This is a genomic window from Streptomyces sp. CLV115 (genome assembly GCF_038448545.1).
Classification (GTDB): Bacteria; Actinomycetota; Actinomycetes; order Streptomycetales; family Streptomycetaceae; genus Streptomyces; species Streptomyces sanglieri.
On record NZ_JBCEWQ010000113.1, the window covers coordinates 1 to 21,976 of the forward strand.

The 21,976-nt window shown below is 70.4% G+C and carries 20 protein-coding genes; 4 read left to right on the plus strand and 16 right to left on the minus strand.

What is annotated here, in order from left to right; translation table 11 throughout:
• Nucleotides 1–190: 190 nt before the first annotated feature.
• Genes AADR41_RS29830 through AADR41_RS29885 form a run of 12 tightly spaced genes read right to left on the minus strand, consistent with a single transcriptional unit; the run spans nucleotide 191 to nucleotide 11,193 of the window.
• Nucleotides 191–724 carry a phage tail protein gene (locus tag AADR41_RS29830; RefSeq protein WP_342284576.1) on the minus strand — a complete coding sequence of 178 codons (534 nt, stop codon included), beginning with the start codon at nucleotides 722–724 and terminating at the stop codon, nucleotides 191–193.
• A 5-nt stretch (nucleotides 725–729) separates the two neighbouring features.
• Nucleotides 730–2,688, minus strand: coding sequence for a putative baseplate assembly protein (locus tag AADR41_RS29835; protein ID WP_342284578.1), 1,959 nt, complete (start codon nucleotides 2,686–2,688; stop codon nucleotides 730–732).
• The gene (locus AADR41_RS29840) at nucleotides 2,685–3,098 is read right to left on the minus strand and encodes a GPW/gp25 family protein (RefSeq protein ID WP_124720016.1); all 414 of its coding nucleotides are present in this window, start codon (nucleotides 3,096–3,098) and stop codon (nucleotides 2,685–2,687) included. The genes AADR41_RS29835 and AADR41_RS29840 overlap by 4 nt, the downstream gene beginning before the upstream one ends.
• A 6-nt stretch (nucleotides 3,099–3,104) precedes the next feature.
• Complete coding sequence (locus AADR41_RS29845) at nucleotides 3,105–3,386, minus strand: PAAR domain-containing protein (RefSeq protein WP_342284580.1); 282 nt, start codon at nucleotides 3,384–3,386, stop codon at nucleotides 3,105–3,107.
• A gap of 36 nt (nucleotides 3,387–3,422) precedes the next feature.
• On the minus strand, nucleotides 3,423–5,456 hold the full coding sequence (locus AADR41_RS29850; protein WP_342284581.1) for a VgrG-related protein: 2,034 nt from the start codon (nucleotides 5,454–5,456) through the stop codon (nucleotides 3,423–3,425).
• Complete coding sequence (locus AADR41_RS29855) at nucleotides 5,456–6,259, minus strand: CIS tube protein (RefSeq protein WP_342284582.1); 804 nt, start codon at nucleotides 6,257–6,259, stop codon at nucleotides 5,456–5,458. Before AADR41_RS29855 ends, AADR41_RS29850 begins: the two co-directional genes overlap by 1 nt.
• Before the next feature lie 5 nt (nucleotides 6,260–6,264).
• Complete coding sequence (locus AADR41_RS29860) at nucleotides 6,265–6,702, minus strand: phage tail protein (protein ID WP_072488542.1); 438 nt, start codon at nucleotides 6,700–6,702, stop codon at nucleotides 6,265–6,267.
• A 42-nt stretch (nucleotides 6,703–6,744) separates the two neighbouring features.
• Nucleotides 6,745–8,517: a hypothetical protein gene (locus tag AADR41_RS29865; RefSeq protein ID WP_342284583.1), complete on the minus strand. Its 1,773-nt coding sequence runs from the start codon at nucleotides 8,515–8,517 to the stop codon at nucleotides 6,745–6,747.
• 29 nt (nucleotides 8,518–8,546) lie between these two features.
• Nucleotides 8,547–8,690 carry a DUF6760 family protein gene (locus AADR41_RS29870; protein ID WP_093896703.1) on the minus strand — a complete coding sequence of 48 codons (144 nt, stop codon included), beginning with the start codon at nucleotides 8,688–8,690 and terminating at the stop codon, nucleotides 8,547–8,549.
• Complete coding sequence (locus tag AADR41_RS29875) at nucleotides 8,687–9,145, minus strand: hypothetical protein (protein ID WP_342284584.1); 459 nt, start codon at nucleotides 9,143–9,145, stop codon at nucleotides 8,687–8,689. The genes AADR41_RS29870 and AADR41_RS29875 overlap by 4 nt, the downstream gene beginning before the upstream one ends.
• Entirely contained in the window at nucleotides 9,145–9,588 is a 444-nt protein-coding gene (locus AADR41_RS29880) for a phage tail protein (RefSeq protein WP_072488539.1), read from the minus strand. Before AADR41_RS29880 ends, AADR41_RS29875 begins: the two co-directional genes overlap by 1 nt.
• Before the next feature lie 54 nt (nucleotides 9,589–9,642).
• Nucleotides 9,643–11,193, minus strand: coding sequence for a phage tail sheath family protein (locus AADR41_RS29885; RefSeq protein ID WP_342284585.1), 1,551 nt, complete (start codon nucleotides 11,191–11,193; stop codon nucleotides 9,643–9,645).
• 540 nt (nucleotides 11,194–11,733) lie between these two features.
• On the opposite strand from AADR41_RS29885, the gene AADR41_RS29890 reads away from it, so the two are divergent.
• Together AADR41_RS29890 and AADR41_RS29895 are read left to right on the plus strand one after the other, a co-directional pair.
• On the plus strand, nucleotides 11,734–15,120 hold the full coding sequence (locus tag AADR41_RS29890; RefSeq protein WP_342284586.1) for a phage tail protein: 3,387 nt from the start codon (nucleotides 11,734–11,736) through the stop codon (nucleotides 15,118–15,120).
• The gene (locus AADR41_RS29895; protein ID WP_342284587.1) at nucleotides 15,120–16,052 is read left to right on the plus strand and encodes a WD40 repeat domain-containing protein; all 933 of its coding nucleotides are present in this window, start codon (nucleotides 15,120–15,122) and stop codon (nucleotides 16,050–16,052) included. Before AADR41_RS29890 ends, AADR41_RS29895 begins: the two co-directional genes overlap by 1 nt.
• 3 nt (nucleotides 16,053–16,055) lie before the next feature.
• On the opposite strand, the gene AADR41_RS29900 is transcribed toward AADR41_RS29895, so the two are convergent.
• Together AADR41_RS29900 and AADR41_RS29905 are read right to left on the minus strand one after the other, a co-directional pair.
• Nucleotides 16,056–17,336, minus strand: a complete 1,281-nt coding sequence (locus tag AADR41_RS29900) for a cytochrome P450 (RefSeq protein WP_342284588.1) — start codon at nucleotides 17,334–17,336, stop codon at nucleotides 16,056–16,058.
• Entirely contained in the window at nucleotides 17,333–18,112 is a 780-nt protein-coding gene (locus AADR41_RS29905; RefSeq protein WP_342284589.1) for an alpha/beta fold hydrolase, read from the minus strand. The genes AADR41_RS29900 and AADR41_RS29905 overlap by 4 nt, the downstream gene beginning before the upstream one ends.
• A 159-nt stretch (nucleotides 18,113–18,271) precedes the next feature.
• Here AADR41_RS29905 and AADR41_RS29910 point away from each other — a divergent pair, with 159 nt between their 5' ends.
• Together AADR41_RS29910 and AADR41_RS29915 are read left to right on the plus strand one after the other, a co-directional pair.
• Nucleotides 18,272–18,550 (plus strand): hypothetical protein, encoded by a 279-nt coding sequence (locus AADR41_RS29910; RefSeq protein WP_342284591.1) that lies wholly within the window; start codon nucleotides 18,272–18,274, stop codon nucleotides 18,548–18,550.
• Nucleotides 18,550–18,948 carry a DNA-binding protein gene (locus tag AADR41_RS29915; protein ID WP_342284592.1) on the plus strand — a complete coding sequence of 133 codons (399 nt, stop codon included), beginning with the start codon at nucleotides 18,550–18,552 and terminating at the stop codon, nucleotides 18,946–18,948. The genes AADR41_RS29910 and AADR41_RS29915 overlap by 1 nt, the downstream gene beginning before the upstream one ends.
• Before the next feature lie 27 nt (nucleotides 18,949–18,975).
• Here AADR41_RS29915 and AADR41_RS29920 read toward each other — a convergent pair whose 3' ends face one another.
• Together AADR41_RS29920 and AADR41_RS29925 are read right to left on the minus strand one after the other, a co-directional pair.
• On the minus strand, nucleotides 18,976–21,063 hold the full coding sequence (locus AADR41_RS29920) for an ATP-binding protein (protein ID WP_342284593.1): 2,088 nt from the start codon (nucleotides 21,061–21,063) through the stop codon (nucleotides 18,976–18,978).
• Nucleotides 21,060–21,914, minus strand: a complete 855-nt coding sequence (locus AADR41_RS29925; protein WP_342284594.1) for a DUF4255 domain-containing protein — start codon at nucleotides 21,912–21,914, stop codon at nucleotides 21,060–21,062. The genes AADR41_RS29920 and AADR41_RS29925 overlap by 4 nt, the downstream gene beginning before the upstream one ends.
• Between the last annotated feature and the right edge of the window lie 62 nt (nucleotides 21,915–21,976).

Sequence of the window (21,976 nt, forward strand, 5' to 3'; positions counted from 1 at the left end):
GGGTGCGGCTCAGGATCCGGCCGCGGCGCGGGGGCGGACGGAGGGACGTGGGGATCCCAATGCGCCCGGGGCGGCCGGGTGGTGGAGGGCGCCGGGGTTCCGCCCGGCGGCTCCTCCCATTCCAGGAACGCCCGGCACGACGTACAGAACTGCGTCCCCGGCGCGTTGTTCTGCCCGCACGACTCGCAGATCACAGCACCTCCAGGTCGAAGCCCACGTGCGCCGGTATCTCCGTACGGATCAGTTCCTCCAGCCGCACCCGGTCGACCTGGTACGGCTGCGTGGCCCGGACCCGGACCGTCACCCAGGGCCGCGGGCCGCCCGGGAACCGGGTGTGCGGCATCGTCGACCACGCCGTGCCGCCGCTCTCCACGATCTCCGGCTCGATCCCGGTCTCCAGCAGCACCGCCTCCGCGAGACCGCGCCGGGTGCCCCGCCGGCTGTGCCGCTCGACCGCGCCGCGCACCGTCGCCCGCCGCTGCTCGACCGGTTGGTCCGTGCGGGTGTCGACGGCCACCCACTGGGCCAGCCAGTCGAGGAAGTCCTCCGGCGCGCTGCGCGGGTCGAGGTGGGCGGGCAGGTTGTCGACGGCGAGCAGGACCGGGGCGAGTACGTCGTCGAGCGCCGCGAGGAACCGTTGCAGGAAGTCCTGCTCCAGGTAGACCGCCGGGAGCTGTTCGATCAGCGGGTGCGGCGTCGGCAGGCCGGTCACGGCTGTGCGCATGGTGGTCAGGCCTCCCGTACCCGGAGCTGGTGCTCGTAGCTGAAGACCAGCGCGTGCCGGTCCAGCGCGATCTTGGTGGTGGGTTCGCCGCGCTGCCCGTTCACCGGGTCCGCGGGGAAGAGGCGTACGTCCTCCACCAGGTCCACGCCCGCCACCTGCTGGAGCACGGCGAACGCCTCGCCCGACTGGATCGGCCGGCCGAACGGCCAGCCGTCCCGGCCCGGTCCGCCGCTCAGCGGGTTGAAGTAGCTGTAGAGGGCGGTCAGCGCCTCCTCCCGCACCCTCTCCAGCACGACACCTCGGCGGGCCTGGACCGTGGCGACCACCGTGACGCCCTGGTAGAAGGGCCGCTCGACCACCAACCGGGCGCCGATCGGCCTGCGTTCGTCCAGATGGCCCGCGATCAGCGCGAGGGTCTGCTGCGGCGGGATCAGCTCGTCGAACCGGATCCGGCCCTGCTCGTCGCTGCGCCCGGCCGGTACGACGAGCAGCCGCACCCCGCCCGCCTCGACGTCCGAGTCCTCGCCGGCCGGGATGCACTGCACCCGGGCCGCGTCGGGCGCGACCTCGCGGGCCAGCAGCTCGTAGTCGTGCGGCACGACGGCCCGGTGCAGGGTCCGCAGCGTCATCGGCCCGCGCACCCGTGCGCTCTCCACCGTCTCCCCGTCCACCCCGCCCAGCGCCGCACCCCGGTTCTCCACCCGGGCCACGTACGGGATGGCGCTGCGCAGCACCCGGAGGGTGGAGCGGGCGACGTTGCCGCGCAGTCCGCCGCCGGTGCGGTACGAGCGCACGCGTACGGTGGCGCCCTTCGGCGGCACCTTCCCGTAGTAGCGGATGGAGCCGTCCCGCTCCCGGACCGCCGGGCCGAACTCGACCCGCCCCGAGTTGGGGTCGAGCGTGATGTGCCGGTCCTCGGGGCCCGAGTGCGCGAAGTCGTCGACCCGGGTCCACTCGGTGCCCTGCGGGCCGCCCGACGGGTCCGCGACCTCGACGACGAAGTCGCCGGGTACGACGGGCGGGCGGCTGATCGTGAAGGTCTGGCCGGGTACGCCCTCGGCGGGGCCGAGCACCTCGTCGGTCACGGTCTCGGCGTGCACGGCGCCGACGGTCGCACCGATCGTGAACGCGGTGATCCGGCGGACCACCGGGGGCGCCATGTAGGTGGGCTGTTCCGGGGCGGCCTCCACCAGCCGGCAGCGCAGCCAGCCGCCGGTCCGGCGCACGACGACGTTGGGGGTGTGGCCCTTCGGGAGGTGCAGGATCAGCTCCCCGGACCGGTTGAAGCCGCCGGTGTCGTCCTTCTCGACCTCGCAGGCCGTCCAGGCGGTGCCGTCCCACGCCTCCCAGACCAGCGGCGGACGCAGCGGGTCCACTCCGACGCCCTCGACGGCGCAGTCCAGCCGGAGCACGACGACGCCCGAGGGGACGGCCGCGGACAGACCGACGTAGAGGGCGTCGCCGGGCGCGGGCGTGGTGCCGAAGCAGGGGACGGGGCGGCCGAGCGCGAGTTCCTCGGTACGGTCCAGGGTGTCGCCGGACGTCGGCCAGGTGGCGAGATGGGCGAACTCGCAGGGGACTACGGACAGTTCGTCCTCGGTCGTGAAGACCACCGCTTCCTCGGTCTCGGTGCGTACGGTCGCGACCTCCGTGCCGGCCCGTACCCGGACCGGCTCGGGCTGTGGCGCCGAGAGCCGGAACGTCACATCGGTGCGGGCGGCCGTGGGCTGGTGGAGCCGGACCCCGATCAGGTCGAGAAAGGTCAGATAGCTCTTCTCCGGTACCCGGTTCACCCGGTAGACGAGCTGGTCGACCATGGTCGCGAAGGCCTCGATGAGGGTCACTCCGGGGTCCGACACATTGTGGTCGGTCCACTCGGGGCAGCGCTGCTGGACGAGCCGTTTCGCCTCGTCGACCAGGCCCTGGAAGCGACGGTCGTCCAGGTACGGGCTGGGCAGTGTCACGCGCCGTCCACCTCTTCGTGCTGCGGGATCACATAGAACGGGAAGACCAGGTTCCGGGGGTCGTTGGCGCCCCGCACGGTGTAGCCGATGTCGATGTACAGGACGCCGTTGTCCGCCTCGTCGAACCGGACGACGACCTCGGTGACCTCGATCCGGGGCTCCCACCGGTCCAGTGCGAGCCGCACCTCGTAGGCGAGCTGCCCGGCCGTGCCCGCGTCCGCCGGGGCGAACACGTAGTCGTTGACGGCGCAGCCGAACTCCGGCCGCATCGGCCGCTCGCCCGGCGACGTCGCGAGGATCAGCCGGATCGACTCCTCCAGCTCGTGCTCACCGCGCACCAGGGCGATGGAGCCGGTGGCGTCGGTGCGCGGCGGGAAGGCCCAGCCCGCGCCGATGAACTCCTGTCCCATGGCCGCTCAGCCTCCGATCAGCACGGTCGGGCACCCGGACACGATCGGCGCGCCGCAGGCGGCGCGGTCCCCGGCCCGGGCGGCGGGGCGGCCGCCGATCAGCACCGTGGTGCTGCCGGGCGGGATGATCGCGGACGGGGCGTGGACCGCGGGCGGCGGCATCGCGCACAGGTGCGGGGTGCCGACCGTGGCGGCGGGGAGCCCGCCGATCAGCACGGTCGGAACGCCGGGGGGCCCGACCGTGCCGGGGTGGCCGGTGGGGTCACCGACCCGTGCGGCTGCTGACATGGCAGTCCGTTCCTCTCGCTCCGGGCGTCCGGGCCGTCAATTGATCCTCACCATGGGTGCGTTGACGGCCAGGGAGCCGCCGCTCCTGATGTCGGTGCGCTGCGTTCCGTCGACCGTGACCTGGCCGCCCCGCACGGCCACCGTGCCGCCGGTGGAGAGCTTGACCTCGCCGGTCCCGCCGTCGACGCTCACTCCGCCTCGGGACTTCAACGTGACGCTGTCTCCGCTCAGTTCGAGCGTCCCCTGTCCGCCGTCCAGCGTGACGCCGCGGTCGGCCCTGATGGACACCTGCTGCTTGGCCTCGATGTTCACGCTGCCGTCGCTGTTGATCACGATCACGGTGCCCTTGCGGTCCAGGTCGATCCTCAGCTTTCCGTCGCCGGTGAGCAGGCGTACGCCCTGCGGTCCGTTGGCGTCGTCCAGGATTTCCAGCTGGTTGCCGCTCTTGGAGGCGATCGAACGCCGGTTGACGGCCCCGCTGGTCGGATCGACGAGGGGGGCGCCCGGGGCCGAGCCCTGGGCGGGCCCCGAGGCCGGCCCCGAGGTGTCCGGGCTGCCGGTCACGGCACCGGCCACCGCGCCGGCCACGCCCGCGCCCGCGCCCGCCGGAGAGCCGCCGCTGCCGCTGGGGCCGCCACCACCGGTGCCGCCACCGCCGCCGCTGCCCTGTGACGGCCGGTCCTTCCCGTTGTACAGACCGGCGAGGACGTACGGACGGTCCAGATGGCCGTGCTCGAACCCCACCAGCACCTCGTCCCCGACCTCGGGGATGAACGCCTCGCCGCCGCTCGTCCCGCCCGACTGGGCCGTACGCGCCCAGTCGCTGGCGTACTCGTCCGACAGCCAGGGGAACCGCACCTTGACCCGGCCCGAGCCCTCCGGGTCATGGGTGTCCGTGACCGTCCCGCTGACCAGGCCCGCGCACCGTGAACCGCCACCGGACCCCGCGCCGGAGCCGCCCGACCCCGGCCCGCCGCCGGTCAGCCCGAACAGCGAACGCTCCTGCTGCCCGGAGACGGTGAGCCAGGTCTCGTAGCCGCGCATCGGATCGAAGACATGCCGGGACGACGTGACCGTGTACCGCCCCTCGAACGGCGCCCCCACCGCGTTGAGCGCCACCGCGCTGCCGGCCCGCACCTCCGGGTTCCCCCGGATCACCGCCTCCAGCTCCGCGAACGACCCGGCGATCCGCTCCGCCAGGGCCTTCGCCGCCTGGTCCACCTGCGCCTGCGCCCCGTACGCCGCGTCGGTGACCACGAAGCGCGCCTCGCCGAACGGGGCGGACACCTCGGCCGCGCTCACCCCCAGCTCCAGCGTCGCCGACTTCCCGGCGGGCGCCCGCCCGACCAGCGGCTGCTTGGCCTTGACGTCCCAGCCGCGCACCTCGACCTCGGAGACCTGCTCGGCCGAGGACACCCCGGCCCGGCAGCGCAGCAGGTTGCTTCCCATCTCCAGGACCAGCGGATCGCGGTCGGCCCGCGCCGAACCGTCGGGGGCGCCGCTCGCCTCCGCGGGCCGGGTGATGTGCAGCCGGCCGTCGAGCACGTACGCCTGGGCGCCCGCCTCCTCGGCCAGGTCCCGGATGAACTCCCAGTCCGTGACGTTGGGCTGGGCGATGTGTTCGAGCACCGGACCGGCCACGTCGACGGTGCCCGGCTTGAGTCCGGCGCGCTGGGCGACCTGGGCACAGATGTCGGCGAGCGTCATGTTCTGGTAGCTGGCCACCCGGCGCCCCCGGAACAGCCGGTGCGACTCGTCGAGCCCGCGTACGACGGTGAACGTGCCGGTCTCGTCGAGCTCCACCTCCAGAGCGGTGACGACCCCCTTGAGCAGCGGCTTCGGCTCCGAGTCACCGCCCGCGCGGGCCAGCAGCCGGGCCTCGCTGCCGATCTTCAGCCCGGTCTGCTCCAGCAGCACCCGGTCCGGGTCGCGGAAGCGCAGGAGGAACAGGTCGGGCAGCGTCCGGCTGTCGTCGACGTATCCCTCGACCAGGGTGTTCACGAACTTCGCCGGCAGCGGACTGCCGCCGAACTCCACCACCAGCGCCGTCGCGACGCCCGACCGCGCCATCAGGACCGCCCTCCGCCCTCGGCCTCTCGGAGCCGGTTCAGCTCGTCGAGCGCGGGGAGCAGCAGCTGCCGTCCGGGGGCCAGCCGCAGCGGGTCGTCGATCCCGTTCGCCTCCGCGATCACCCGCCAGGCCGCCGGGTCGCCGTACTCGCGCTGGGCGAGCGAGGGCAGCGAGTCCCCGGCACCCAGCTGGTGCACCCGGCGGGCGGCGAGAGCGCCCGAGGTCGGGTTCTGGCCCGGGGTGTCGCCGCTGATCTCCTCCATCGTCACCTGGCAGACGGCCCTGATCGGCACGCCCGACGTGGTGAACAGGGTGTACTTCGCCTGCACCTGGCTCACGTAGCCGGGGAACCCCGTCAGCCCGCCCCAGTGGAAGACCACCCACGGCGGCGAGGACCGCTGCTGCTGACGGGTCTCGTTCGTCGGCACGCAGCAGGCGAAGAGCTGCTCCACGGAGGTCACCACCCGGGTGTCCTGGGTGTCGCTGGCGTCGAAGAACATCTCCACGGTGAGCTTGCTGGGCTGCGAGCCCTGGTACTCCGGCGGGCCGGAGCTCTTCGCGCCCTTGGCCGGACTCCGTTTCCAGGAAGCGGCCTTGGTGAGGCTCAGCTCCTTGGGGTTGAACTGGAAGTCGATCCGCCCGCACGGGCCGCCGGGGGTGAGGCCGCCGCCGGTCGGCGGGGTCCGCAGCTCCAGATAGGCGTGCTCCAGCTTGGGCCGGGCCGAACCGCCCCTGCCCGGCTTCGCTCCGGCCGCCCCGGACGTACCGGCGGCGCTGAAGGCGATGGGACCGGCACCGCTCACGACGCTCAGCCCTCCATCACATAGCCGTGATGGGCGATCTCGATCGTCTCCATCGCGACCTTGGGTGATTCGGGGGTGAAGGAGGGCCCGGTCCAGCGGACCGGCACGACCTCCAGCAGCCCCCACTGGGCCACCTTCTGCCCGTCCCCGGTCCGCGCCTCGATGTGCGCCGTCTTGCGGCTGAACCCGGTCGTCATGGTGGCGAACCAGCGCGCCACCTTCTCGGTCTCCTTGGTGAGCGGCCGGGACAGCTTGACGTTCGAGTACTTCAGCCGGGTCGGCAGCTGCCACAGATGCCCGTTGTTGCCGCCCTCCTCACGGGTTTCGAGCACCACTTCGCAGCCCAGCCCGTCGCATGTGTTGAACGATCCGAGCTCGATGTCGTCGATCGTGACGACGAAGCAGACACTGACGGCGGGATCGTTCTCCTGGGCGGTGGCCATGGTCCGTACCTCTCGATCTCAGTGCCTGGTCTGGTCCGGCTTTCAGTGCCTGGTGTTGATGAGGAAGCCCGCTCGTTCGCGTTCGAGCCGCAGATCCGCCTTGAAGAGCCTGCTGAGCGGCGTGTACAGGGCGCGTACCAGTTCGTCGGTGACGACGGGCGCTCCCCCGGACGCGCCGGCGGAGGCAGCCGTGGCCCCAAAGGCGCCCGGCGCGCCGTGGGCCTCGGCCGCGGGCCCGGGCTCCGGTTCCGGTTCGGCCTCGGGCGCGGCGTCCTGGGGCGGATCCGGAGGCGGCGGCTCCTCGCTCTCCGTCTCGCGCTGGACGACGGGCGCCGGGTACGAGGGCGGCGGCGACCCGAAGACGACGCTGCCGTCCGCCATCCGCTGAGCCACTCCGGCGGCCACGGCGGCCGAACCGGCCGTGGTGAAGGAGGTGGAGGTCACGGCAGGGACGGAAGCGGTGACCGGTGCGGAGCGACTACTGGAATCCGGCAACGAACGCGGCACCGGCGGCCCGCCAACTGCCTGACGCTGCAGGGCGGGACGAGCCGGGTACGAGGTACGCGCCGTCTCCCCCGGGGCCGTGGCCGCAGGCGTGGCCGTACGTTGCAGAGCCGCCGGCAGGGAGGCGGACGGCGTCACCGAGGGCATGCCCGCCCGGTCCGAGGTCCAGCGCACCGGAACGGAATCCGGCGGAGCCGACGGCGAGACGGACGACGGCGCGTACGACGACGGACCGGGCACCGCCCCCGTACCGCCCGACGGAACCGCTGCCGCCGCCTCCGCCCCGTCCACGGCCGAACGCTGTACGGCGCCCGCACCGCCGCCCGGCCCGGCCTGGAGCGCCACCGGCCGCCCGGCGAGCAGCGGCGCGACCGGGCCGGCTGTCCGGGGCGGCGCGAGCGGGCCCGGAAAGGACACGGCGGCGGACCGCTGCACCGCCGGTACGGGAGCCGCCGGCAGGGGCTCCGACGCGGCGGGGAGCAGTGGGGAGTCTCCGAGCAACGGCGCGGTGGACCCACTGGTGTCGGACACGGAATCCGGAGCCCCGGACACCCCGGAGTTCCCAAAGTCCCCGGGAACCTCGGGGGCCGCAGCAGCCCCAACCGCCCCTGCTGCCGCAACATCCCCCGCTGCCTCCTCCGCCCCCGGGGTGGCGTGGGCGGCCTGCCGCTGTGCGGTCGGCGGCAGTGCGGACATGGGCGCCCCGAGACCGGGCGCCCGCCGGGGCCGGTCGGGGGAGGCCGGCAGCGCCGAACGCTGTACGGGCGGGCCGGAGGGCTCCTCCGACACCGGTTCCGGTTCCGGAGCCGAGGCCGCTACGAGCGGCTGCTCGCCCACCAACTGCCGTACCGGCAGAGCCGCCACGGCCGACTCCCCGGCCGACGTCATCGCGGGCGCACCGCTCGCGGCAGCACGCTGCACGGCCACGGGCATCGGCACGGGCAGGGGCACGTAACCGGTCCGGACCTGCGTCTCCCCCGACCGTTCCACGGACCGCTGCACCGGCGACGGGCGCTCCGGCGGAGCCGGGGCGGTGATCCCGTGCACCAGCCCGGTGGGCGCGTCCGGGCTGACCAGATGCCCGAGGGGCGTGCCGAGCGAGGTGTCCTGCCGGGTGGCGAGCGACCCCTGGAAACCGGACGGATCGATGACCAGATCCTGGGCAGCCAACATCCGCTGGATGGGCGGAAGTTCGGCCGGGTCGAGCCGCTCGCGCGGCGCCGCCGCCGGAGCGGTTCCAGCGCCGCCGGCCCCCTTGCCCGCACTCGTCTCCGTACGCCCGCCGCCGCGCAGCCAGGACATCAGGCCCATGGGTTCTCCCGCCCTCCCCGCGCTGTTCGCTACTGCCCGTTGAGGCGAGCGATCTGTGCGACGAACCTCAGTCGTTCCGGGTGTTCCAGGTCCAGCAGCTCATCGAGCGGCCAGTGGAAGTGATAGGCGAGGTACGCGACCTCCTCGTAGAGCAGGTCGGCCGCGTACGTCACGATTCCCCCAGGCGGCCACCGGCGAGATTCACCGCGAACTCCTCCTTGCAGGCCGGACAGGAGACGGCGGCGCGGGTGTGCCCCTCGGCGTTGATCCGCCGGTAGAAGTCCTGGAGGAAGGCCAGGTCGGAGGCGAAGAGGTCCTCGATGACGCCGGGGTGGATGTCGTCGATGGTGCCGATCCGGGTGACGACTCTGGCGATGAGCACGACCGAGAGGTACGCGGAGTTCTCACGCACCCGGTCGTCCCGCAGCGGCACGAGTTCGTCGCGCGCGGTCGCGAGCCGCATGACGCCCGTGTGGTGCACGGCGCCCGTCTCGTCGACGTACCCGCGCGGCAGCTCGAAGGTGAACTCGGTACGCAGCGGCTCCCGTCGGCCGGACCGCCCGGACCCGGCGGCCGGGGCGTCCGGGTCCGGCCGTTCGGGGGCGTCCGCCGATGTCGTACGCCGCATCAGTCGAGTTCCATGCTCTCGTACGTGATCGCGAGCTTCTCCGTGAGGACCGAGGTGTCACCGGCCTTGAGGGTGCCGATCTCCAGGGACTTCGGCCAGGCGTTGATGAGCTTGTAGCGCTTGATGGCGATGCCCTCGTGGTCGTACACGATGACCGCGCCGTTGCGGCGGGCCGCGGTCATCCGGCCGAACCGGGAGTCCTTGATCCACCGTTCGAAGCTGTTGTCCTCGGTGAGACCGCGGGTCACGGTCACCTCACCGGCCTTCGGCCTGCCGGGAAGCTTCTTGATGGCGTAGCGGCCGTCGGCGGTGTTCTGCTTCAGCTCGATGACGTCCTGCTCCATCTTCAGACCACTGACCTCGGTGATCTGCTTGATGACGACGCTGTCGAATTCGAGGCCGAAGGAGGCCCCGACGGTGCTGTCGAGATCGGGAAGTGGCACAACAGGCTCCTTTACCGCTCTTACCGCTTGGTGGACCTGGGGGACCGGGCCGGGCTACTCGTCGACGCCGCCGGTGCCCCCGGTCAGCTGGGAGAGGCGGAAGACGACGAACTCGGCCGGCCTGACCGGTGCCACCCCGATCTCGCAGATGACCTGGCCTGCGTCGATGCTCTCCGGCGGGTTGGTCTCGCGGTCGCACTTGACGTAGAACGCCTCTTCCGGAGTGAGCCCGAACAGCGCCCCCTTGCGCCATTCGTTGACCAGGAACGCCGAGACCGTGCGCCGGATACGGGCCCACAGGGCGTCGTCGTTCGGCTCGAAGACGACCCACTGCGTACCGGTGAGGATCGACTCCTCCAGGTAGTTGAAGAGGCGCCGGACGTTCAGATAGCGCCAGGCCGGGTCGGAGGCCAGCGTGCGCGCGCCCCACACCCGGATGCCGCGCCCGGGGAAGGACCGGATGCAGTTCAGCCCGATCGGGTTGAGCAGATCGTGTTCACCCTTGGTCAGCTGGGTCTGCAGGGCGACCGCACCGCGCACGACCTCGTTGGCGGGGGCCTTGTGCACCCCGCGCGACTCGTCGTTGCGGGCCCAGACTCCCGCGATGTGGCCGCTCGGCGGGACGAGCCGGGCGCGCCCGGACGAGGGGTCGGCGACCCGGATCCAGGGGTAGTAGAGCGTGGCGTACTTGGAGTCGAAGTTGGCCCGGTCGGTGCGCCAGGCGCGGATCTGCTGCGGGCTGAGTCCCGGCGGCGGGTCGAGAAGGGCCACCCGGTCGCCCATCAACTCGCAGTGGCTGATGAGCCCCTGCTGCACGGCGATCACCGACTCCAGGTCCAGAAGGCCGCGTTCGTACGCGCTCATCAGGTCCGGCACGGCGATGGTCGTGACCTCTTCGACCGCTTCGAGCCCGCCGAGCCCGGTGCGGCGGTCGGGGTCGCCCACGTACAGCTCGGGGGTCAGCGGCCCGGCGTCGGGCGAGGCGGGCGCGGCGGGGGCCAGCGTCACGCTCTGCGGCCCGGGCCTGGCCGGGGCGGCGCCGCGCCCGGTCTCGCGGATCTCGATGAGCTCGGACTTGGCGTTGACCCGGGTGGCGACGTTCTCCTTGCTGCGCTTGGTCGTCACGCTCGGGTACGTCTCCGCGACCTGCCCGTCCCGCTTCACGATCAGCTGGAAGACGTCGGAGGGCGGATCGTCCCCCTCCACCTCGGTGACCTCGACGGTGATCTCGCCGGCCACCCCGGGGCGGGGCTTCACCGCGTAGGGCCCGAGCTGCGTCTCCGAACCGGCGGGCAGCTGCCCGGTGCTCCGTCCGTCGTCCCCCTCTGCCTGCGGCTCGGTGCCGTCGTCGATGCGCACCACGTAACAGACGCCGCCGCCGTTGGCGAAGAACCCGTACACGGCCGACGCCAGATACGTGCCGTCGACGAAGTCACCGAACGTACCGGCGAACTGGCTCCAGTTGGTGATCAGCGTCGGCTCGTCGAACGGGCCCTTGCGGGCGAAGCCGACGAAGGCGGCGACCGAGGTGCCCACCCCTTCGATCGGCCGGGATCCGGACTCGATCTCTTCGACGTAGACGCCCGGGGACAGGTACGACGGCATGTGAGTCTCTCCTTGGCCGGGGAACGCCCGCAATTCTCGCGAGACCGGCGATCACCGGGAACGGACACACGGCCGCCCACCCGTGCACCGGCCCCTGCCCGATCAGGCAACGCCGTAGCGCTGTACGTACCGCCGTGCGCTGCCCCGACCGCGGTGCGCCTGCCCTGCGTACCGCGCGGCCCCCGCACACACCCTGGGACGGCGACAGGGCCATGCGCGGTCGGGAGCGTGTGCGGCCGGGGCCATGCGCGGCCGGGAGCACGCGCGGCCGGGGGAGGGCTGATGAGGGCGGTTCCGGAGAAGGACCCCGCCGCTGCCCGCACAGACGTCTCCCGTACGACGACGGCACCGGAACGCCCACCCGTCGACCGCCCGTCCGGGGACAGCTCGTCCGGGGACCGCGCACCCGGGGACCGCGCACCCGGGGGTCGCGCACCCGGGGACCGGCCGGCCCCTGATCCCCGCAGCCTGCAACGGCTTCAGCGCGCGGCGGGCAACGCGGCTGTCTCCCGTCTGGTCGCCCAGCGGTACACGGCCCCGGTGAAGCCGTCTCCGGCCCAGGCCCCCGGTTTCCGCAAGGTGAAGTCCGACGTGGCGGCGAAGAGGATCCGCCTGTCGCATCACGCGCCCGCCGCCACCGAGTCGAAGTCGGCGCAGGACGCGGCGGTCGCGCCGCCCGACGACAAGGAGGCGCAGGGCAAGGCGGCCAACGCGGAGAAGATGAACGCGGCGAAGCCCGGCGAGTTCAACAAGCAGGCGTTCATCGACGCGGTGAACAAGGCGATCGACGCCCAGGCCCCGAAGAACCTCGACCAGGCGGACAAGTTCTCCAAGTCGGGGAAGGCCGACAAGATCAAGGACGAGGTCGACGGCAAGGTCAAGGACGGCAAGGACTCCTCGGCCAAGGACATCGACACGGCGACGAAGGCCCCGCCGGACACGTCGGCGGCCAAGGACAAGCCGGTCACCCCGATGTCCCCGGACCAGCCGCCCGCCAACCCCGGTGCCCCTTCGGCAGCCGACGCGGTCCCGGAGAAACAGCCGGCCGCGGTCACGGACTTCTCGCAGGGCCCGGCCGCCAACGACCGGGCGATGGCGGACGCCGAGGTCACCGAGGACCAGCTCGCCAAGGGCAACGAACCGGAATTCGACCAGGCCCTCTCCACGAAGAAGACCGCTGAGGCAGACTCCGCGAAGGCACCCGCGAAGGGGAAGGCGGCCGAGGCCCAGCAGCTCTCCACGGCCAAGGCGGGCGCGGCAGCCTCCGGCGCCCGGGCCATGAACACCCTCACCGCGACCCGTTCCTCCGCCGGGAAGCAGGTCGACGGCGGCAAGGGCGAGACGAAGTCGAAGGACGAGAAGAAGCGCGCCGAGGTCACGGCGAAGCTCCAGAAGGTCTACGACGGCACGAAGAAGGACGTCGAGACCACCCTCTCCGACCTGGACAAGAAGGTCGACACCGCGTTCACGCAGGGGGAGAAGGCGGCCCGGGACGCCTTCACCGCCGACCACAAGCGCCGCATGAAGAAGTACAAGGACAAGCGCTACTCAGGCATGTTCGGCCCGGCGAAGTGGGCCAAGGACAAGCTGCTGGGCATGCCGAAGGAGGCCGACGACCTCTTCCAGGAGGCGCGCAAGCTCTACGTCGCGAAGATGCAGACGGTCATCTCGTCCGTCGCCGACATCATCGGCACCGAACTCGGCAGGGCGAAGGCCCGTATCGCCAAGGGCCGAACAGAACTCAAGGCCGAGGTCGACAGACTCCCCGCAGACCTGCGCGAGTTCGGCCAGGAGGCCGCCACCGACTTCGCGGGCAAATTCGACGACCTGGAAGCCACGGTCAACGAGAAGTCCGAACAGCTCGTCCAGGACCTCGCCCAGAAGTACACCGCGGCCCTGAACAAGGTCGACGAGGAGATCAAGAAGCTCCAGGAGGCCAACAAGGGCCTGGTGGACAAGGCGAAGGACGCAATCGTCGGCGTCATCAAGACGATCAACGAGCTGAAGAACCTGCTGCTCGGCATCCTCGCCAAGGCCGCCTCGGCGATCATGAAGATCATCAAGGACCCCATCGGGTTCCTCGGCAACCTCGTCAAGGCAGTCGGCGCCGGCCTCAACCTCTTCATCACCAACATCGCCGAACACCTGAAGACCGGCGTCGTCTCCTGGCTCCTCGGCACCGCCGTCAAGGCCGGCCTCGAACTCCCCCAGAAGTTCGACCTCAAGGGCATCATCCAGCTCATCGGCTCCCTCCTCGGCCTGACCTGGGCCAACATCCGCGCCCGCATCACCCGCAAGGGCATCCCCGACCAGGCCATGACCGCCGTCGAATCCTCCGTCCCCGTCGCGAAGAAACTCGCCGCCGAGGGCCCCGCAGGCGCCATCAAGGAAATCACCGAGGAGGCCGGCGACCTCAAGGCCACCATCCTCGAAAAACTCACCAGCTATCTGATCCCCACCGTCATCATCGCCGGGATCACCTGGATCATCTCCCTCCTCAACCCCGCCTCCGCGTTCGTCCGCGCGGTCAAGGGAATCATCGACATCGTCACGTTCATCGTGAACCAGGGCGCCCAGATCGTGGAGTTCGTCAACGCCGTCCTGGACGCGGTCATCGCCATCGCCAACGGCGGCTCGGCAGGCGTCCCCAAGATGGTCGAAACCGCCCTCGCCGCCAGCGTCCCGCTACTGATCGGCTTCCTCGCCTCCCTCCTCGGCATCGGCAGCCTGGCCAACAAGGTCAAGAGCGTCTTCCACGCCGTCGCTCGCCCCGTGAACAGGGCCATAGACAAAATCGTCGGATTCATCGCCAAGAAGGGCAAAGCGCTCTGGAACAAACTCAAGGGAAAGGACAAGAACGAGAAAGGAAAGGACGACAAGAATACAACCTTCCCCTGGACTCCACCGCAAGTGCCGCCACGGGCAATCCGTAAGTCCTTTTCGATGACCTCCGGAGAACCACACACCCTCACCGCCCAGGCCACCAATTCCGGCCTTCGGGTAGTGATAGCGAGCGCATTTGCAGGCGAGGTGCGATCCGTCATGAGCAAAGTAAAGGAAGAGGCCAATCAACTACCAGAACCAGAAAAGATGGAGGCCCTTGAAGCGATCTCCAGGGTTGAATCCACCCTGGCAGACCTCTCTAACGCCGAAGCCAAATGGAAGAGAGGAAAAAAATCAGCAGAAAAGATTGTGGCCGATCGAGTGAAAAGTCGAATAAAGAAGAAGAAGATAAAAACCCAGGCAGAGGCCGACGCACTGAGCAAGCAATGGATCGGCGAAAAAGAGCAAAAACTCTATCAACCGCTTGAGGAGATGCTCGCCAAACAGATCATGCAGCTCAGCAAACTCAAGAGCATGCAACAGTTCGTCAGCACGCCGGGAACTCGCCGACTTCCCCGTGGCTACGACGTCCGCACTCGACTCTACATCCTCGGCAGCGGCTGGAAAACTCAGTCCAATTCATGGAGGCAGAAGGAGAAGCAGACGCTCATAAATGACGTCGCAGACATTCTGAGCAATGGATACACTTCGGCCGCCAGAAACAGCTTGGTAGACCTGGACCAACGGTACAAGCTACCCGATGGAGCCCTGCCCCTGTTCGACGAGAAGAAACTAAGAGCCACACACATCAAGAACACGCATTACGATGTCGACCACCACCCGGTGCCCCTCGCGCAGCATTGGAAGAGTGACGGCCACAAAGACGACGACACAGCACGCCGCGATCACAACGTCGAAAAGAACAACTGGCGCCTCATCACCAGGTCCTGGAACCGTAGACTCCAGGCAGGGGGGCACCAGTACGGGCAGCAGCGAGACCTCGGAACCTCCTTCACCAGCGAAATAGCTGATGGAGGGATCCCCAATGCCAAGCGGATAGACGGGCGCCCTCTCCTCGACGAGAACGAAAGGCCAATCCCTTGATGCAAATCAGCGCCTCACCCGTAAAAGTAGCACTTACCAATCCGACCCTGGTAACTTGCATCGCAGTCGACCCGAATGGAAGAGATTTTTTTGTCGGCCAGGCAGCCGATGACCAGCACCCCGCATTGAGCCGCTGGAGCTTACCGGATATTTCTCGAATGCAAGGACCGAAATCCTGCCCACTCTTCAAGCAACAGGACACCTGCCATGTGCTGACTCGCGGAGGCGATGACCTACTGGGCGTGGTTGGTATCAGCACACAGCGGCTGTCTCTTATTGACCTGGCCAGCGGATCCCAGTCCGAACCGGTGGACGACAGCGTCGTATGGGCACATATGGCCGGACCATTTCTCGCTACCAGCGGCACCAGCACCCAGATCCAGGAAATCAAATCCGGCAATATGGTTTGGCGTCAGGAACCGCCGGCGCCACGAAAGCGTAGCCATGCCAGCCTGGTCCCCATGATTGCTTTCCATCCGGATCTTCAGATGTTCGCAGTCGGCGGATCGGGCGAATCCACCATCCTGCTGCATTCTCTGATCGACAAAAATCCACCCGAATCTCTACCCGGAGCACCCGAACGCCTGCGCTGGCTGGGATTCAGCCCAAATGGTGACTACATCGTTGCGATTGATGCCTACGCCAAGAGCACAGTCGTATGGGACTCCCAAACGAGAAGTCTGTACCGACCCGAAACCTTCGGACGAAGGGCCGACGACTACTGGTCGGTCGCATTCCACCCCGATGGGGAACACTTCGCCATGGGCATGCTGTCGGGCTATATCAACCTGTTCCGCCTGTCGGACGGCCAGCGGATCGGCAGTCAGCGCCAACACATCGGCCGGGTGCAGGCACTGGCCTTCAGCCCGGACGGTTCGCTCCTGCTCAGCGGTGGTGACGACGGACAGGTCCTCGCCTGGACGGTGGCTTGACCATCAGGCATCGGCCACCTGCACCGGCAGCGCCTTCATCCCATTGATGAAGTTCGACACCAATCGGCTTGGCGAACCCGCGAGTTGGAGGCGACCGGGCGGCAGGGCCCGGCACGTCTCCTCGTACAGGGCCCGGAGCTGGAGGCGCGCGAAGTGCGCGCCCAAGCAGACATGCGGGCCGTCGCCGAAAGAGACGTGAGGGTTCGGGGACCGGGTGAGGTCCAGGGCGTACGGGTCGGGGAAGACGCGTTCGTCGTGGTTGGCGGAGGCGTGGAAGACGACCACCTTGTCGCCGGTGCGGATGCGGGTGCCCGCCAGCACCGTGTCCTCGCGTGCCGTGCGGCGGAAGGTGAGGACCGGGGGGTGGCGGCGGAGGAGTTCGTCGACGGTGGTGGCGAGACCCACCTCGCCCTCGCACAGGCGGCGGTACGCCTCGGGGTGCTCCGCCAGGAGGTGCAGGCCGCCGGGGGCCGCGCTGCGTACGGTGTCGTTGCCGGCCACCACCAGCAGGAAGAAGAACATCTCCAGTTCGGGCGCGGTCAGTTCGGGGTCCGTGGCCAGGGACGTCATGACGTCGTCGGCGGGGTGGCGGCGCTTGTGGGCCGCCAGGGCGTGTGCGTAGTCGAACATGTCGCGCAGGGCGGACGGGGAACGTGGATTGAGCGGTTTGCCGTCCGGGCCCGGCTCCGGAGCTCCGGCCTCGTCGGGGTCCTGGTAGCCGATGACGCGCCGCGTCCAGTGCAGGAGGAGCGCGCGGTCGGTGTCCGGTACGCCGAGCAGGTCGGTGAGGTTGAGCAGGGCGTAGTCGTCGGTGACCTGGGCGACGAGGTCGCAGGTGCCGTCGCCGGCCCGTGCCTCGGCGACCGCGCGGGTGAGCAGGGTGCGGGCGCGTTCGCGGACGACCACGGCGAAACGGTCGATGCGCTTCGGGGTGAAGGCGCGGCTGACGAGTGCGCGCAGGCGTCGGTGGTGCGGCGGGTCCTGGTTGAGCATCATGCGGCGGAGGAACGGCAGGTCGGCGGGGTCCGGGTCGCGGATCTGGGTGGCGCCCAGGTACGACGAGTACGTCGCGGAGTCCTTCAGGACCCGGACCACGTCCTCGTGCCGGGTCACCGCCCAGAAGCCGGGGCCCGCCGGCCAGCCGAGCACTTCCGGTTCCTCCTGCCAGGAGACGGGGTGGTGGTCGCGCAGGTGGCGGTAGTGGGCGTGGGGGATGCCCTGCCCGTACAGCCTCGGGTCGAAGACATCCGGTACGGGCATTTCGGCGGGGGCGGGACCGCTCATGCCTCCGTGTCCGCCCGCAGGAAGTCCTCCATCACCCGGATCAGGTCGAGCGGGGTCTCGTCCATCGCGTAGTGGCCACACGACGGCAGTTCCACCAGCTCGGCGCGGGGGAACCAGCGCATCCAGGTGGCGCGCTGCAAATCCGCGGACAGTGCCGGGTCGAGTGCGCCCACCACGGCCAGGGCCGGTACCGGCGAACCCTCGACCTGGTCGTGGAAGTCCTCGCCCGCCCAGGAGTCCAGCCAGGCCCGGAACGCCTTCGCGTCGCTGCAGTCGACCGAGCGGCGCACCATGCGGTCCAGCCAGCCCGCAGGACGGCGGCCTCCGGTGGTGGTGTCGAGGATGATCCGCCGGTTCTGCGGGGTGTGCGCCGCCTCCGCGAAGAGTTCCCACTGCTCGGGCGGGAGCGGAAGGCCGGACGCGGGGACGGGCGAGACTCCGACGATCCGGCGCACCCGCTCCGGCGCGGCGGCCAGTGTCCGCTGGATGACGGAGCCGCCCATCGAGTGGCCGACCAGGGAGAACCGCTCCCAGCCCAGCCGGTCGGCCAGCGCGAGCACGTCCGACGCCCCCTCCGCCGTGGTGTACGAACCGTCCGTGTCCCGGGCCGCGCCGTACCCCCGCAGGTCCACCACCGCGTACTGGAACGAATCGAGGTCGAGATCCGGCAGCACGGGGGCGTACGCGGAGCGGTCGGCGAGCCAGCCGTGCACCGCGATCACCTTGTGCGGGCCGTCGCCGTGCAGTTCGTGGGGCAGAACAGGCAATGCGGTCACGCTGACTCCCGTCGCCGTACGGAGGAAAAGCGGCCGTTCACCGACCGACCCGACCACGGTCGCGCCAACTTCGGGTCCACGCAAGGGGCCGAGCCATGGGCCCATCGCTCTGTCACGGCAAACACAGCCCTCTACCAGTTCAAGTATTAGATTGGTGTCATGAGTGATGACACCACCTACGGCCTGGGCGAGGGCCCCACCGCCAACGTCTCCGTCAGCCTGCACTCGGGCAATATCGCGGCCGTCCGTGCGCGCGTGGGGAAGCGGGGTTTCTCCGCCTACGTCGACGCAGCCGTGCAGCGCCAGATCGAGCGGGACAGCCTCGCCGAGCTGACCAACGCGCACGAGGCGGAGCACGGTGCGCTGAGTCGTACGGAGATCGATGCCGCCCGAGCGCTTCTGCGCGGCGACGCCGACGATGCACAGAACGCCACCTGATGGCTCGGGCGGGGACGATCGTGCTGGACAGTGACGGTCTGTCCAAGGTCGTGGCTGATGACCGGCAGGTCATGACGCTGCTCCGCGGAGCGGAGCAGGAGGACATGAGGGTGATCGTCAGTGTCCTCACCCTCATCGAGGCCCACCACCGGAAGGTGAACGCCGCCCGGTTCAACTGGGCAGTGTCCAGGCTGACGGTCGAGCCCGTGAGCGAGGAGATCGGGCGCTCGGCCATGAAACTTCTGACCGATGCCGGACTCCATGGGCACAAGTACGCCATCGACGCCGTCGTGGGAGCGACTGCGTTGCTGATGCCGAAACCTGCGGTGATCCTTACTTCGGATCCTGAGGATCTGGGCCTGCTGTGCGGCGATCGGGTACGGATCATCAAGGTCTGAACGTCAGGCTCCGCGCGGCACCGCGCCTCACGCCAGCAGCTTCAGATACGGGCCGAACTCCGACGCCAGGGTCAGCCGGCCCAGCTTCTGGTACTCGCGCTGGATCGCGTGGATCAGCGTCGGCATCGTCACCGGCTCGTCCGTGTCCGCCGCCAGGTACGCGGACGTCACCGCGATCGAGCGGATGTTGCCGCCGGCCAGCTCGAAGTTCTCCGCGCAGAAGGCGAGGTCCAGGTCCTTGCCCCGGGGCAGTACGGGGCCCAGGCAGCGCTCCCAGAGGACGAGGCGCTGTTCGGGGTCCGGGACCGGGAAGTCGATGACCAGGTCCAGGCGGCGGGTGAACGCGTCGTCGAGGTTGGCCCGGAGGTTGGTGGCGAGGATGGCCAGGCCGTCGAAGGACTCCATGCGCTGGAGGAGGTAGGCGCTCTCGACGTTCGCGTAGCGGTCGTGGGCGTCCTTCACGTCCGAGCGCTTGCCGAAGATCGCGTCGGCCTCGTCGAAGAGGAGGACGCCGTTCACACCCGCGGCCTCCGAGAAGATCCGTTCCAGGTTCTTCTCCGTCTCGCCCACGTACTTGTCGATCACCGTCGCCAGATCCACCGTGTAGAGGTCCAGGCCCAGATCCGCGGCGATGACCTCCGCCGACATCGTCTTGCCGGTACCGGAGTCGCCGGCGAACAGGGCGGACACGCCTCGGCCCCGGCCGCCGCCCGGACGCATGCCCCACTCCCCCAGGACCCGGTCGCGGTGGCGTGCGCGGGCGGTCAGTTCGCGGAGCTGGGCGTGGGTGTCCGGGGGAAGCACCAGGTCGTTCCAGGTGACGGTGGGTTCGATGCGGCGGGCCAGGCGGTCCAGGCCCGCCGCGTTCTGGGCGCGGGCGCCCTGGCGGACGTGGTCGGGGGTGAGGGTGCCGCCGTCCAGGTGGGTGGTCTGGGCGGCGCCCCGGGCAGCGCGGGTGATCTGTTCCGGGGTGAGGAGGAACGGCGAGAGCAGGCGGTCCACGTCGATGGTTCCGGGGACGGGGGCGTCGTACGCGTCGGTCCAGAGGGCGGCCCGGGTCGAGGGTTCGACGCGTGGGGCGTGCAGGAGGAGCGGCGGGGCGGTGGACCAGGCCGCGTCCCAGGGGGCCCGGCCCACCAGGATCGTGGGGACCGGGGTGCCGGTGAGCAGCCGCAGGAGTTCCGGGTGTTCGCGGCAGACCGCGTCGATCGGGGCGCAGACGACGCCGGCACCGGTCAGCCTGGCCTCGCGGACCAGCGAGCGGACCGCCTCGGCCGGGGACGGGTCCTCGGCCAGGCGGGCCAGGTCCAGGCCCAGGACCCGGTGGCCCGCACGGGTCAGCGCGGAGGCGGCGAGGGCGGTGCCCGCACCGCCCTGGTCCTCGCGGAGGTAGGCCAGCGGGGCGCCGTGGGCGAGGGCCCCGGCGAGCGGCGCCGGGTCTCCGACGCCCGCCACCGCGTGCCAGGGGGCGAGGAGATCGGCCAGTCGCGGATCGGGGGTGTCGTCGCCCAGAAGGTGCGCGGTGACCCGGTCGGGGACGCGCAGCGCCCGGCTCAGGAACGGGCGGTCCAGGTCCTCGACCAGGAGGAGACGGCCCTCGCGGAGCGGGGCACGGGCCGACAGCCGGCCACGCGCCACCTGGTCGGCGGGGGAGAGCCCGCACAGACCCAGCGCCAGGCCGGCGGACGGGCGGCGGCGGGTGACGTCGTCGTTCAGGTAGCCGTAGAACGCCTCGAAGCGGTCGTCGAGATCCGGTACGAGCGCGATGAGGAGAATCTCGGTGTCGAGGGCGGTGAGGCCGAAATCGGCTGCCAGGGACGTGAGTCGGGAGTGTTCCGCCGTTGCCTCGACGGGGTCCGGCACGGCGTCCTCCGGCACGAGGTCCGGCAGGGCTTCCTCCGGCATGGGGTCCGGCACGGGGCTCGGGAAGGCGCGGGCCTCGCTCTCGTCCAGCAGGCGGGCGATGTTCTCGTCCGTGAGGTAGAGGCCGCGGAAGGCGTCGTCCGGGTCCGGATCGGTGAGCTGCCGGGCCTCGACCGCCCGTCGGATGCGCTGCTCCACCGCTACCGCGCGGGCGAGGAGGTGGCGCAGGTTCGGGTCGCCCGCGTCGGTCATTCGGCGCTGTCCTCCGTACGGGTCTCTGCGGTCTCCGCACTCTCTGCGGTCTCCGCACTTTCTGCGGTCACTGCGCTCTCTGCGGGCCGAGCGCGGGCTTCCCCGGCGCCCGTGCGGGCCTTCCGGGTCTCCGTGATGCGGAGGGACAGGCCGCGTCGTCGTTCCGTGTCGGGGGCGCGGGTGGTGCCGTTCCCGCCGGGCCGGCCCGGGCGGCCGCCGTACACCGGGAGGCCCCCGCGGCCCGGCATCGTCTCGGACAAGGGCTCGGACCCCTCGGGTACGTCCCCGAAGCGGGTCTGCAGCCCCTCGTCCCCCACCGGAGGGCCGACCACATAGCTCGGCGAGGCCGTCACCGGCACGCTGATCACCAGGTCGAGCGAGGGCTTCAACTCACCGCCCAGCGCGCTCCACACATCGGCGAACGAGCGGTCCTCCGGCGGCGGCAGCGCGATCGACATCGGTACCGGCGCCCCGATCTCGGCCAGGGTGCCCGCCAGTCGTTCCGGGGGCAGCGCCTCGTAACGCAGCAGGCAGCCGAGCAGCGACGAGAGCAGCCGGTGCTCGTCCTCCGGGCGCTTCGTCCACGCCGTGATCAGGTACGACAGCTTGAAGAAACGGGGCGGGCGGCGGCGCGCGATGATCGTGCCCCGCTCGTCGTAGTCGTTGTGCAGACCCCGCTCGCGCCTGCGCATGTCCTCGCGGATGTCGTAGAGATACAGGTTGACCATGGGCGCGTTGACCTTCGCCGCCCATTCCCGGGTCGGGGCGTCGAAGACCACCGCGATCTGGCCGCCTTCGAGTACCTCCGCCCTGATCAGCGCCCGCAGTACGTCGTCGACCTCGTGGATCACCCGATCACTCCCGTGTGGTCATCGGCCGTACGGTCACCCGCCCCGTGGTCACCGGGCCTGTG